Origin of the sequence: Carboxylicivirga taeanensis (assembly GCF_051851475.1) — a bacterium.
GTDB classification, from domain to species: domain Bacteria; phylum Bacteroidota; class Bacteroidia; order Bacteroidales; family Marinilabiliaceae; genus Carboxylicivirga; species Carboxylicivirga taeanensis.
On sequence record NZ_JBPUSJ010000002.1, the window covers coordinates 267,756 to 282,018 of the forward strand.

The following is a 14,263-nucleotide window of genomic DNA, read 5'->3' on the forward strand; positions in this document are numbered from 1 at the left end:
CTATTTTTTTTGTTAGTATAGAAAGTACTTACTTGCTTTTCGTTTGAAATCAGCAATATCCTTATACCACATGCGCTCAATGTCTTTTACCAGCCAGCGCTTAGTGAAAGTAAGTCTCACTTTATCGCTGCCACTAACTTTATCGAACATATTCAGGCGCGAAGGCTCGCAAAGTTCAAATACGTTGTATGAAGGCCATAGCTTATGTGCTTCTTGTAATACATAAAACTGAATTAGCGATAAGGGTGCTTTTTCATAATTCGTAAAGTGCACCTGAACGCCATGAATCAGCTCACCTTTAGATACACTGTAATAGGGTTTGTAATGAACGGGTCTGAAATGAACGCCTTCAATATTTAGTGTATTCAGATTGTTTGCCAGGCTGTCAGCATCGATCCATTGTGCGGCAAAAACCTGGAAAGGGAGAGTGTACCCAACTCCTATACTCACCGTGTAGAGCTCTCCTAAAATACCACTCACCGGATAGAAACTGGATGAATGGGCATGCGGGATGTGAGGAGAAGAGGGTACCCAGGGCAATCCGGTGTCTTCAAAGGTCATGCTTCTCTGCCAGCCGTCCATCTCTACGATGGTCAGTTTGCATTGGGCCTCGTTTTTAAGAAGCTTTTCACCATTTAAAAATCGGGCAAGTTCGCCAACTGTCATGCCATGCACATAAGGAATAGGGAATTGACTGACAAATGAAACAAATTCTGGTTCAGTGACCAGACCTTCCATTTTGATTCCGCCCAAGGGGTTAGGGCGATCCAATACAACTATTTCGATGTTGTTCTCTGCTGCCGCCTCCATAGCTAAACCAAGAGTGCTTATATAGGTGTAAGAGCGTGAACCAATATCCTGAATGTCATATACTAGTACATCCACACCTTTCAGCATTTCAGCTGTCGGTTTCTTATGTTTTCCATGTAGACTGTATACCGGAACATTTGTTTTTGGGTCGGTAAAGAAATTCACCTGGTCGCCGGCTGAGTAATCTCCGCGCACACCATGCTCAGGGCTGTACATGGCAACGAGGTTTACATTTGATGCCTGATGGAGGATGTCAATTGTTGATTCAAACGAGCTGTTGATGCCAGTTGGGTTGGTGATGAGACCTATATTTTTGTTGCTCAGTTGTTTGAATTTGTTCTCCTGTAGTACCTCTATTCCAGTTTTTACTGTTTGTGAGAACAGGAGGCTGTTGATTGATAGCACAATGGCTAAAATGAAGACCTGTTTCATGTTGTTTTCAAGTTAAATGTTAAAATATGTTTGATAAGAATTTGTTTCATCCTCTGTCTGTAATACGTAATACAAATATAGTTTCTAAATTTTATTTTACCATATGCGTATGGTGCGTAAGTGCATAATAGAGTGTCTTCTTTGTTATTATTTTGTGTGTTAGTATAGTGTCTTATTTATTGAGGGAGTTCAATCAAAGGCACTGATAGCAAGTAATGGTATGATTTTGGGTTTTAATCTGAAAAGTGCAAAGTTGCACTGAATGGTACGTGGAATAGAGGTTTTTTTGAGTTTTGTTTGAATATCTGAATGTAAATTTAGTTTTGTCTGATTTATCGTATTTGTATCCTTTGGGATAAGACTCTAGAAGTAAGGGGTTTTATATGTTGTTGTTTATAGAAGGTGTTGACCTTCTGTGTGGTAGTACCAGTATAACTGTTCACTGTATGAGTGATGAAACTCAGATTTTGAATGTATTATTAAAATGCATAAAGTGTTTGTTTTTGTTAAAACAATTCATATTTTTGGCATGTGTAAGATGTATTACAACATACCTAATGTATGAAGCTGCTACTTTCCAATTTGGTAATGGTCATTTTATTTCTTTTTGTTGCTTGCGGGCATATAGAAAGTGAACTCTATGATGTTATTAATGATATTGAAAAAAAATGGGTGCCCGATTCTAGAGTGGACCTTTTTGATGTGCAATTGAAATTTCAGTCTGGCCAGGTAATCGTCAGGGGCGAGACGACGATACGTGACGCTAAAGCTGAATTAATTCAACGTTTGCAATCAAGGGGAGTTGAAATAATAGATAGTATAGAAGTGTTGCCTTCATCTGGGGTGTCAAAAAAATGGGCGGTGACCACTCTAAGTGTTGCTAACCTGAGAGATAAGCCACGATATGCAGCTCAGCTCGTTTCACAAACCATTATGGGTACGCCAGTGAAGGTGCTTAAGCGAGGTTCAGATTGGAGTTTGATGCAGTCGCCCGATCGCTATATTGCCTGGACTAATAATTCGTCGCTTAAGTTTATGGATGAGCTTGAATTTGCACAATGGCGCACGAGTGAGCGTGTGTTGATTAAAGAAGATTGCTGGTTGTTGGATGATAATAATCAGCGTGTAGCTGATCTCGTCAAGGGCAGTTTGGTTGCATTTGAGGGGGAAGAGTCAGCAATTGCATCGCTTGTATTGCCCGATGGCAGGAGCGGAGGCGTTGCTCATGAAAATATCGCTTGTTTCAATGCTCACCGAAGGTCACTATCCATAACAGCTAACCTTTTAGTTGAAACGGCCAATACATTTATGGGACTGCCCTATTTATGGGGAGGAACATCCTCAAAGGCAGTTGATTGTTCTGGGTTTTTAAAGAATATCTACTTTTTAAACGGATATATTTTGGATCGTGATGCATCGCAGCAAATAAAGCACGGGCGTTCTGTATCATTAGCTATAGATTCGTTGATGATTGGTGATCTGTTATTTTTTGGTGTGCAGGAAACAAAACAGGTAACTCATGTGGGTATGTATGTTGGCAATGCCGAATACATTCATGCATCTGGGCGCGTTAAACTAAATAGCCTGGATTCATTACGCGAAAATTACAGTAGTTATCTGAAAGAGAGTTGGCTGGGTGCACAACGATATATAGGTGAGGAACAATGTGAAGGGATTATGGCAGTCAGTAGCCATCCTTGGTATGTGATAATCAATTAAGCCTTTAGCAATGAACAGCAGAAGAATTTTATTAAAGAGTACAGGTTTACTTGCCGGAGCTGCATTAGTAGGCGGTTCACAGGGGGCATGTACTCCATCCAATTCCAATATGAAGAGATCTTTAAGTGCCCGAATGACGTTGCGCTTTAAAGCCTACGATTTGCTGTTGAAACATACTTTTACCATTGCATCCAATTCCAGAACGACCACGCCGGTGATGTTGGTTGAAATAGATTATGATGGAGTAATAGGCTATGGCGAGGCGGCCATGCCACCTTACTTAGGGGAGTCGCATGAAACAGCGGCTCATTTTTTATCGAAGGTAAAGCTGGACAAATTCTCAAGCCCGTTTCTGATCGAAGATATTTTGGAATATGTGGGTGGATTGGAAGCTGGCAATTATGCAGCCAAAGCATCGGTTGATATTGCTTTGCATGACCTATTAGGAAAGCTCACAGAACAGCCTTTGTACAGACTGTGGGGACTTGATCCCTTAAAAACACCGGATACCAGCTTCACAATTGGTATTGATACGCCAGAAGTAGTAAAGGAAAAGGTGAAAGAGGCGGCTCCCTATAATATACTTAAGGTTAAATTGGGCAGGGGGAACGATAAGGAAATGATTTCAACGATTCGCACGGTCACCGATAAGCCATTGTGTGTAGATGTCAACCAGGGTTGGACAGATAAACATGAAGCGTTAGATATGGTGCACTGGCTAAAGGAACAAGGTGTGGTATTTGTTGAACAGCCAATGTCTAAAAGTAAAGAAGCCTGGGATGATATGGCATGGTTAACAGAACATAGCCCGTTGCCAATAATTGCCGATGAAGCTCTGCAAACGGTAGATGATGTTCTTCCGCTGAACGGGATTTATTCCGGCATCAATATTAAACTAATGAAATGTGGAGGATTGCGAGCAGCTCAAAAAATGATTACGCTGGCACGCGCCATGAACATGAATGTGATGATTGGATGCATGACAGCAACATCCTGTGCAATTTCGGCGGCATCGCAATTATCACCGTTGGTAGACTGGGCTGATCTGGACGGTAATTTACTCATATTCAATGATGTGTTCGAAGGAGTGAAGGTGATTGATGGGAAGGTGACACTGAATGAGGGGCCGGGGATTGGAATCCAAAACAGAAGGGCTAATTGTTAAGAAATGATTTTTCTGAAAATATTACTGCTGATTATAAGAAAAAATAATTTAATATGAATCGCAAACAACTTTTTAATAAACTAATTCTGTTGTTGATATGTCCATTCTTAATGCACTGCTCTGGAACTCGACATTTAAATGATGAAGTAGCAAGGAATGAAACAAATGAGTTGCCAGCAGTGTCACGAGAGTTTCGAGCTGCATGGATAGCAACAGTAGCTAATATTAATTGGCCGAGCAAGCCTGGCTTAACCGTGCAGCAGCAAAAAGATGAGGCAATTGCACTATTGGATTTTCTAAAGGCCAATCATTTTAATGCAGTTATTTTCCAGGTTAGGCCGCAGTGTGATGCCTTATACTCTTCGGAGCTGGAACCATGGTCTTATTTTTTAACCGGCCAGCAGGGGGAAAGGCCAAGTCCATATTATGATCCTCTTGAATTTTGGATTGAAGAAGCACATAAAAGGGCATTAGAATTTCATGCGTGGTTTAATCCTTATAGAGCACACCATGTAAGTGGAGGCGAAGTTAGTAATAGTTCTATTGTAGAAACGAACCCTGAGTTGGTTACCCGACTTGACAATGGGTATTATTGGATGATTCCAACAGAGAAGGGAACACAAGATCACTCATTTAATGTTGTTATGGATGTTGTTCGTCGTTACAATGTTGATGGAGTGCACTTTGATGATTATTTCTACCCTTATCCTTCGTACCATAATGGGAAAGATTTTCCTGATGATCTAAGTTGGCAAAAATACCTTGATGGAGGAGGTAAATTAAGCAGAGGGGATTGGCGAAGAGATGCTGTTAATCAATTTATGGAACGGATATATAAAGGAATTAAAAATGAGAAGAAGCACGTTAAGTTTGGCTTGAGTCCATTTGGAGTTTGGCGTCCTAATAATCCAGAATCGATTAAAGGATTAGATCAGTATGAAGTGCTTTATGCTGATGCGAAATTATGGTTAAATAAAGGGTGGGTGGATTATTGGACTCCTCAACTGTATTGGCCAATAAACCAAATGGCTCAAAGCTTTCCGGTGCTAGTAGGTTGGTGGAATCAGCAAAATTTGAAAAAAAGACATTTTTGGCCAGGAATCAGTCCAAAAGCAAAAAATGGTAGCAGTGAGGCTGATGAAGCATTTAATCAGATAATGGTTACCAGGGGGATGCTTTCAGAAAGTCCAGGGATTGTTTATTGGAACATTAATTCCTTGTTAAAGTCATCGGAGTTGGTTCAAACCCTCAAAAAAGGTCCCTATAATAAACCGGCACTTGTTCCGTCATCTTCATGGTTAGGGTCAAAACTGCCAAAAATGCCAGATGTGGAGCTAGTAGAAGCTAATGATAGTATCCTGATAAAATGGAAAGAGGCTGATAATACAAGGGTTGCATCTTGGGTAGTTCATTATAAATACGGGAGTCGTTGGGAGTACGCTATTATAGGGCGTCATAGTCAATCGTTACTGCTGCCATCGTATAAAATCAAAACTGCGATTAAAGATGATATTAATTCGTGCACAAAAGTGGATGAGTTGGCAGATTTGCTTTGTCAGGTGTCAGTGCAAGTCGTGGATTTGTTTGGAAATACAAGTGTGCCAATGTTAGTTACAGTAAACGATTTGAAACTTGACTTTGATGCGCTAAAGGTTTTTGCAAAAGAACAACAGGAGAGCAAACGTTCATTAGTAAGTCCAAAAGAGAAGAAGACCGTTAGTCTTGATTTAAGTCTTATTATGCCCATCGAAGCAGAAGAGGTCACTGTTATTTCAGGAGCAACTCAGCAAAGAATAAAAATAGGAGAAAGTAAAGTTATTCAGGTTGATTTGTTACAATCAGAAGACTTAGAACTCGTTTTTGACCCAAAAACTTTTAAAGTTAATTATGAGGATGTTCTTGATGGCTCTGTTTATGTAGTTGCTGCCGGAGATGCACATCAAAAAGATGAGGAGCTTTAAAAAGTAATATCCAGGATTGGGAATATTCAATTATGATTATTTGATATAATAAAGAAGTTTTGAAAAGGTTGAAAGGATGAGTCGGAATAGCAAAATAGCGGTGTTTAAAAGGGATGTTAATTCGGTGTTGAATAATGCTCAGGTATACGATCGTTACATCGATCGTTTTGCCAAAGGTACCGATGCTGGTTTTTATCGCTTGGTTCCGCAATTGGTTGTGGTAGTTAATAACGAAGATGAATTGCGGTCAACGCTGAAAGCTGCCTATGCTAATGCTGTGCCAGTGACATTTAAAGCCGGGGGAACCAGTTTATCTGGACAGACCATTACCAATTCAGTGCTTATTGAGATTGGTCCCGAGTTTAATCGCTTAGAAATTTTGGACAATGGTCAGCGTATTAAGGTACAGCCCGGCGCTCGTGGTGGCTTTGTGAATAACCAGCTGGCCAGGTTTGGCTATAAAGTTGGACCAAGCCCGGCCTCTATAAATGCCGCCAAAATTGGGGGGATTGTAGCCAATAACGCCAGTGGCGCCAGTTATGGAATTGTAACCAATAGTTACAACACGGTTGAAGCCATGCGTATTGTAATGGCCGATGGAACTGTGCTGGTTACCAACGATGAAAGCAGTCGGGCTCAATTTCGACAATCGCACCATGCCTTGTTGCTGGAGCTGGCGGCTATCAGGCAACAAATTCTGACCAATGGAGGCATTCATGATAAGATCAGATCAAAATATGCACTGAAGAACACAACCGGTTATGGTATGAACTCTTTGGTTGATTTTGAGGATCCCATTGATATACTCATGCACTTGATGTTTGGCTCAGAAGGTACTCTTGGCTTTATATCGGAAGTAACTTTTCGAACCATCAAGGAGCATCCGCATAAAACGTGTTCACTTATATTTCTGCCTGATATTAGAGAGGCAGCAAGGTGTATTATTCCTTTAAGAGAGTGTTCGGTGAGCGCGGCAGAGTTGATGGATAGGAATGCGCTTAAGGCTGTAGAGGATGTGGATGGCTTGCCTGCTTTTTTGAAAGAATTACCTGATGGTGCGGCAGCTTTATTAGTGGAGACAGCCGCAGAGACAGCCGCTGAACTGGAGAAGCAGCAAAAGGAGATTGAAGATAAACTTGCAGCGATCCAAACCATTTACCCAATCAGCTTTACAAATAACAAAAAAGATTACGCAACCTACTGGAAGGTACGCAAAGGGTTATTTACATCTGCAGCAGCTACCCGGCCAATCGGAACAACCTGCATTATCGAAGATGTGGCCTTTCCCGGTGAAGTGCTTGATGAGGCTTTGCCGGCTTTGCAACTGCTTTTAAACAAGCATCATTACAAAGGTTCGGTGATGTGGGGGCATTTACTGGATGGAAATATTCACTTTTTGGTGATGCCCGATTTTGATCAGGACTGGCAAATGGATAATTACAAGTTATTTATGCATGAATTGGCAGACTTGGTGGTTAATCAATTCAATGGCAGTTTAAAGGCCGAGCATGGTACCGGACGAAATATGGCTCCATTTGTAGAATTTGAATGGGGCAAAGAGGTGTATGGCTTAATGAAACGCCTTAAAAAGGGCATTGACCCAACTGGTATCTTAAACCCGGGAGTACTGATTAATGAGGATGCAGAAATATACACCAAGAACATTAAAGCTTTACCGCAGGTACATCCGTTAATTGATACCTGTATTGAATGTGGCTTTTGCGAAAGTAGTTGTCCTTCGCTCGACCTGACCTTGACACCGCGTCAGCGGATCTCTGTTTACAGAGCGCTGAATACGGGCGAAGCAATTGGTTCTAAAAAAGAATGCCAATCAGTTGCTAAAGCTTTTCGGTTGAAGGGCGAAGAGAGTTGTGCAACAGATGGCTTGTGTGCGGTAAATTGTCCGGTAGGAATCAATACGGGTAAATTGATTAAGGAGTTGCGTTTTGAGTCCAAGAGTAATCTGGCAGATGCAAGCGCTTCATTTGTAGCGAAACACTACGGAAGATTTAATGGTGCTGCCCGAATCGCGCTAAATACTGTAGGGGGTATTGCAAAAATACTGCCCGATGCGGTGATGGAGAGCGGGGCTATGCTCATACATAAAGGATCGCGTAGAACCATCCCTCTGTGGAATAGAAGTATGCCTCTTGGTGCTCCTAAAGTCGATGTTTCGGCAGGTAATGCTGGTGCTGATAAGGTCGTTTATTTCCCGGCTTGTATCAACCGAATGATGGGGAATGATGCGGGTACACATGATAAGGAAGCTTTAACTGCGGTAACAAAAAAGTTGCTCAACAGGGCTAATTATAACGTCATCTATCCCGAGAATCTGACAAATCTATGCTGTGGAATGGCTTTCGACAGTAAGGGGTTTCCAAAGCAAGGGATGATGAAACTCAAAGAGTTGGAAAAACAACTGCTAAAAGCATCTGATAATGGGCGTTATCCGGTTTTGTGTGATATGAGTCCCTGCTTATTGCGCATGAAGGAGCTAATGGATAAGCGATTGAGCTTGTATGAGCCGGTTGAGTTTACGCTAAAATACCTCAAAAGCCGTTTAAATTTTCAGCCTCAAAACGAAACCGTAATGGTGCACGCAACTTGCAGTAGCATAAAAATGGGAATGGATGAGCAGCTGGAGGAGTTAGCGCGGATGTGTGCCAAAGAAGTTATAAGGCCGCAGAAAACAGGTTGCTGTGGTTGGGCCGGCGATAAGGGGTTTTCATTGCCAGAACTGAATAAGTCGGCATTGAAATATTTGAAGGATGAAGTACCCGAAAATGCGGTAGCCGGCTATAGTACTAGTCGAACTTGTGAAATTGGATTGACTTTGCATAGTGGCCTTAGCTACCAGTCAGTTTTATACTTGGTTGAAAGGGCTACCTGTAATCCAATGGTATAGGTCTTCTAAATAGAAAATGTTAAAAATTATCATTATGAAAATAAATGTTGGGGTTTTAAATACCTGCAGACTGTCATTGTATCTCTTTGCACTTTTATCTTTTTTTGCTTGCAGTTCAGAGCAGACAATACGTTACGCCCTGCTAACTGATTTGCACGTTGAGTTAGGCAATAATAATGAAGCCGTTTTATTAGAGGTGGTAAAAGAAATTAATAATGGGCAATTTGATTTTGTAGTTATATCGGGGGACTTGACCAATATGGGATCAGACGCTGAGCTAGGGGCTTTTAATGCATGTATTCAACAATTAAATATCCCTTATCATATTCTTCCCGGGAATCATGAGACGAATTGGTCAGAGACTGGTGGAGCCACTTATCAGAAGTTATTTGGGGATGATCGCTTTTATTTTGAACATGAGGAAGTGGCTTTTGTAGGTTTTAATACCGGTCCTTATATGAAAATGGGGGATGGTCATGTTAAAAAGGAGGATATTAGATGGTTACAAAAAATATTAGCAGAAAATACTAAGCCAGTAGTTTCTTTGGCACATTATCCAATTGCTGATGGGTTGGATAATTGGCTAGAAGTCAGTGAGGTTCTAAAATCCAATGGAGTTGTACTGGCTCATTGCGGGCATGGACATAAATTGAAATTATTAAACTTTAATGGGATACCTGGTGTAATGGGGCGTGCATTAGTTGGTCGTGGGGAAGAAGATTACGGATATACAATTGTTGAATTGAATCAGGATTCTGTTAGCATAAAGGAGAAAAGACTCAATAGTCCACCAGTTGTTTTTAGAAAATGGGGAATTAATGAAACGGCTTTGCTTGACACCTTAACCGAACCGAAGAACACAATTGCATTTGAAAATAGTTCAAAAATAGCCTCTAAGGTTAGTGAATTATTCGATGATGATGCATCTGTAATGGGAGGCTTTTCATACACTAACGATAAGTTAGTGTGGCTTACGTCAGAAGGAGTGTTGAAAGTTTTAAATACTAATAAAAATAAAATTGTGTGGGAAAAAGAATTGGGCAAACCCCAATATTCAACTCCAGTACTTCATGATAGTCTAATTATTTGTGGCACTTCGCAGGGGCATATAATTGCTTGGGATATCCTAAGTGGTCAAGAGTTATGGAGAGTTGATGTTGGAAGTCCTGTCTTTTCAGAAGGGCTTATTCGTGAGGAGAGTTTATATATTGCTTGCGGTAAGAGTGGTTATTATAAAATTGATGTTACAAATGGTCATATTATATGGCATTTTGATCAATTGGAGGGATTCGTTCAGGCAAAGCCTTGTGTAACCAATAATGAGGTGGTATTCGGAGCATGGGACAGACACCTATACTGTTTGGACAAGTTTACAGGTGCCCTAAAATGGAAATGGAATAATGGACATGGGGCGGTTTTATATTCGCCTGGTAATGTTGTGCCTGTGGTTGCGAACGAAAAAGTATTTATTGTGGCACCAGATAGGTATTTTACTGTTTTGAACTTAGAAGATGGTTCGGTTCAGTATCGAACAAACGAACATAAGGTGAGAGAATCGATGGGTATATCTACTGATAAAAAAATGGTCTATGCTAAGTTGATGAATGATTCTATTGTTGCTTTCCCAACGCATGGTAAGACGCATAAAAGTTTGTGGACCGCTAATGTTGGCTTTGGTTATGAGCATAATCCGTGTCCGTTAGTTGAAGTAAATGGTGTAGTTTATGGAGGTACCAAAAATGGAGAGCTGTTTGCGATTGATGCTTCTACTTGCAAGGTTTTATGGCGTTATAAGATCTCTAATTCGGCAATAAATAAGTTAATGTTTACTGGGGGACTAATTGCAAATACAATGGATGGAAAGTTTATTAAGTTCGATACTAATTAGTTTCCAAAGTTTTAGTGATTAACTCAAATGGTTCCAAGTGAGAAAAGAGGAGGTGGGTTGAATGTGAAATGTGTATGATATGTTATAAAACACTTTTATTGCGCAATATTAGCTAAGGTGCGGTTTTACAGTAGTTTGTTTGTAATTGTGTATGTCAGAAACTGTTTGATTGTTAGAATAAAATGGTTAAAATTGTATTACAATGAGTGATGTATGATGTATTTCAAATATTAATATTTAATTAATTGATAATAAGTCAAATCTAAATCAAAGGTTAATGAAAAAAAGATGGAAAGATTGGACAAGATCAAGCTTTAGGTTTCTAAAATTAGCTTGCTTGGGCCTGAGTTTATTTTGGTTGACTAGTCAAAATGCCATGGCCAAATTAGATGTTGTTGAGTCGACCAGCTCGTCGACGATACAACAAATACAGTTGATAAAGGGTAAAGTGGCAGACAGTAAAGGAGAACCTTTGCCTGGAGTGAACATTGTTATCAAGGGAACTACCACAGGGGTTATTTCAAATTTAGATGGTGAGTATTCGCTTGAAGCGCCTATTGGTTCAACAATTGTTTACTCATTTATTGGTTTCCAGACCAAAGAAATTATTGTCGGAGCAAACTCCGAGATTAATATTACTCTGGAAGATGATTCGATGGGACTTGACGAAGTTGTTGTTACGGCGATGGGTGTTAGTTCCGAAAAGAAAAAGCTGAACTTTGCTGTTCAGGGAGTTAAGTCAGAAGTAATTACAAGGGATAAACAGGCCAATTTTGTTCAGGCACTGGATGGAAGAATTGCTGGTGTTTCCCTGACAGGACAGGGTGGTTCACCTAACGCGGCATCCCAAATGTATATCAGGGGTGTTTCTTCGTTCAATACAGGTCAAAATAACGAGCCTATTTTCATTTTGAATGGTATGTATGTGTCTGGTGGAGCCACAAAGGCTGCAGAGATAAACCCCTTAGATATTGAGAGTGTTACTGTTTTAAAAGGCGCTGCTGCTGCGGCTTTATATGGCTCAGATGCTGCCAACGGTGCGATTGTTATAAATACAAAAAGTGGTAAAGAAGGAAAACTGTCTGTACAGTGGAATAGCTCTTTGCAGGTGGAAGAGGCATACCGGACTCCCGAAATACAAGATACCTACTTAAGAGGAGGTTTGGGAGTATACAGAGAGCAATCCAAAGGGGGCTGGGGTCCACTAAAGCCAGAGGGCATGCCAGCTTTTGATAATGTAGACAACTTTTTGCAAACTGGTTTATTTCATAAGCATGATGTTTCTCTTTCTGGGGGATCAAAAAAGTTCACCTCATACTCTTCAGTAAGCTACACTGATCATGAAGGTATCGTTCCCAACGATTACCTTGAGCGGTTGGGTATTATGTCCAAAACAGATTATAATGTTCGCGACAATTTAACAGTGTCTTTATTGGTTAATTTATCCAATAAGAAATCACGTGGTGCCGGAAAAATGACAAGTGTGTACACATGGCCTATTGATGATGATATAAGTAATTATAAAAATCCAGATGGAAGCATCCGTTGGTTATACGAAAATACCAATAGTAAATACTCCTCACCTTTAAATCCTTTATGGGGTAGAAATGAGGATAAGGCTGAGAGCAAAAGTAACAGAACTTTAACACAAGGTTCAATTAACTGGGAACCTATAACTAACTTAACCCTTACAGGTCGGGTTGGATATGATGTCACTAATAGTGAAAGTTTGAGTGTTATTACTGAGAGGTGGGCACTTGAAGCAGGAGAAAAACCAACAGCAGAAGCATTGCCTTTCCTGGGGCAAATGTGGTATAAGGATTATCGAACAGAGTTAATGAATTATAACGCTCTAGCTACTTATTCATATGACATCAGTAAAAAGCTTAAATTGGATGCTTTGGTGGGTGTTGACTTTTTGAGAAAACGAACAAGAGAGAATCATCAAGGTGGGTATCATTTTGTGCTTCCTGGCTTCCACAGTATAAATAATCTTGGAGCAAAAGATAAGGGCAACCAGGAAATGTATCGTACCGAATATGATAAGTATGGAGTGTTTGGTGAGATGAAGTTGGATTATGATGGCATAGCGCATATCAGTTTTACAGGTCGTAACGATAAGTCAAGTTCGTTGGCAGTTGGAAAGAATTCTTATTTCTATCCTTCCGTGACAGGCGGTGTTGTATTCACTGAGTTATTCGATATTAACTCACCACTGATTAGTTTCGGAAAACTTCGAGGAAACTGGGCACAGGTAGGAAAAGATACGACACCATATAAGAACTATAGGGTGTTTAAAATGATGTCTCATCCAGACTGGGGATTTGGTGTTGACCCAACGGTTGCGAGTAATCCATACCTAACCAATGAGTTAACCACATCGTGGGAGATTGGGGCTGATTTCCGTTTATTTAATGATAAAACTCGCTTAGACGTTGCCTATTACAATACAAATGTTGCTGATCAGATTGTTACAGTGAGGGTTTCACCGGCTACGGGAAATGTTCTTATGATTAGAAATGAAGGTGAAATTATTAACAAAGGTATTGAGGTTGTTTTGGACCAGGTGATCCTGCAGCGTTCAGATCTCAAGTGGAATATGGCCATAAACTTTGCTTCCAATAAAGGACGTTTAGGCGATATGCCAGACGGTATAAAAGAGGTGTATCACCACGCTGGACAGGTAGGGGATATTCGTCCTAGTTCATATGTCAATGGACCTGTGTTTGCGATTAGTGGAAAGGATTATTTGCGAACAGAGAGTGGAGCTGTTATTGTGGACGAAGAAGGATATCCTTTAATCGATCCAAGTCCATCTCTATTACTTGGAAACCGGGAATCTGACTTTAGTCTGGGTATTGATAATCGTGTAAATTATAAAAACTGGAGTTTTTCAGCCTTGATTAATATGCAGGTAGGAGCCGATGTGGTCAATGGAACCCGCCGAACTTTAATGTCTAATGGCATGGATGGTCGCATGAGTGACTACCGGAATAGAGAGATAGTAGTTGATGGGGTAGTAGAGCAGGCAGATGGTAATTACGTAGCAAACACAAAGCCAGTTGTTTACGATCAGCTATTTGTTAATAACTATTATACGAATGTGGGTTCTAACTTTATAGAAGAAGCATCATTCGTGCGTCTTCAAAACGTAACAGTTGGGTATGATTTGACACGTCTTGTTAATAGATATGGGATTGGAAATTTAAAACTGTCTTTAACTGGACGCAATTTATTGTTATTAACAGATTACTCAGGGATAGATCCTTCAGTAAACCTGACTGGTAATGCTGGTGGAGCCGGCACATTGGGAATTGATTACAATGGTGTGCCAGCAACACGCTCAATTCTGTTTAATATTAGTGCCACTTTTTAAATAAAGA

Annotated in this window: 7 protein-coding genes; 6 read left to right on the forward strand and 1 reads right to left on the reverse strand. The window is 40.4% G+C overall.

Annotated features, from left to right (window positions below; all coding sequences use genetic code 11):
- Positions 1-12 precede the first annotated feature (12 nt).
- Positions 13-1,242: an exo-beta-N-acetylmuramidase NamZ family protein gene (locus ACSX1H_RS04645; RefSeq protein WP_439182550.1), complete on the reverse strand. Its 1,230-nt coding sequence runs from the start codon at positions 1,240-1,242 to the stop codon at positions 13-15.
- Between the two features lie 561 nt (positions 1,243-1,803).
- On the opposite strand from ACSX1H_RS04645, the gene ACSX1H_RS04650 reads away from it, so the two are divergent.
- From ACSX1H_RS04650 to ACSX1H_RS04675, 6 genes are all read left to right on the forward strand, one after another.
- Positions 1,804-2,961 (forward strand): C40 family peptidase, encoded by a 1,158-nt coding sequence (locus ACSX1H_RS04650; RefSeq protein ID WP_439182551.1) that lies wholly within the window; start codon positions 1,804-1,806, stop codon positions 2,959-2,961.
- 10 nt (positions 2,962-2,971) lie between these two features.
- Entirely contained in the window at positions 2,972-4,126 is a 1,155-nt protein-coding gene (locus tag ACSX1H_RS04655; RefSeq protein ID WP_439182552.1) for a dipeptide epimerase, read from the forward strand.
- Between the two features lie 53 nt (positions 4,127-4,179).
- Positions 4,180-6,087: a glycoside hydrolase family 10-like protein gene (locus ACSX1H_RS04660; RefSeq protein WP_439182554.1), complete on the forward strand. Its 1,908-nt coding sequence runs from the start codon at positions 4,180-4,182 to the stop codon at positions 6,085-6,087.
- Positions 6,088-6,163: 76 nt separating this feature from the next.
- Positions 6,164-8,992: an FAD-binding and (Fe-S)-binding domain-containing protein gene (locus ACSX1H_RS04665; RefSeq protein WP_439182556.1), complete on the forward strand. Its 2,829-nt coding sequence runs from the start codon at positions 6,164-6,166 to the stop codon at positions 8,990-8,992.
- A gap of 34 nt (positions 8,993-9,026) precedes the next feature.
- Positions 9,027-10,880 (forward strand): outer membrane protein assembly factor BamB family protein, encoded by a 1,854-nt coding sequence (locus ACSX1H_RS04670; protein ID WP_439182558.1) that lies wholly within the window; start codon positions 9,027-9,029, stop codon positions 10,878-10,880.
- A 277-nt stretch (positions 10,881-11,157) separates the two neighbouring features.
- Complete coding sequence (locus tag ACSX1H_RS04675) at positions 11,158-14,256, forward strand: SusC/RagA family TonB-linked outer membrane protein (RefSeq protein WP_439182560.1); 3,099 nt, start codon at positions 11,158-11,160, stop codon at positions 14,254-14,256.
- Positions 14,257-14,263 lie beyond the last annotated feature (7 nt).

Excerpts from the sequence above, each read along its gene's own strand:
- ACSX1H_RS04675 (WP_439182560.1), top strand. The coding sequence starts at position 11,158 with ATGAAAAAAAGATGGAAAGATTGGACAAGATCAAGCTTTAGGTTTCTA.
- ACSX1H_RS04670 (WP_439182558.1), top strand. The coding sequence starts at position 9,027 with ATGAAAATAAATGTTGGGGTTTTAAATACCTGCAGACTGTCATTGTAT.
- ACSX1H_RS04665 (WP_439182556.1), top strand. The coding sequence starts at position 6,164 with ATGAGTCGGAATAGCAAAATAGCGGTGTTTAAAAGGGATGTTAATTCG.
- ACSX1H_RS04660 (WP_439182554.1), top strand. The coding sequence starts at position 4,180 with ATGAATCGCAAACAACTTTTTAATAAACTAATTCTGTTGTTGATATGT.
- ACSX1H_RS04650 (WP_439182551.1), top strand. The coding sequence starts at position 1,804 with ATGAAGCTGCTACTTTCCAATTTGGTAATGGTCATTTTATTTCTTTTT.
- ACSX1H_RS04645 (WP_439182550.1), bottom strand. The coding sequence starts at position 1,242 with ATGAAACAGGTCTTCATTTTAGCCATTGTGCTATCAATCAACAGCCTC.
- ACSX1H_RS04655 (WP_439182552.1), top strand. The coding sequence starts at position 2,972 with ATGAACAGCAGAAGAATTTTATTAAAGAGTACAGGTTTACTTGCCGGA.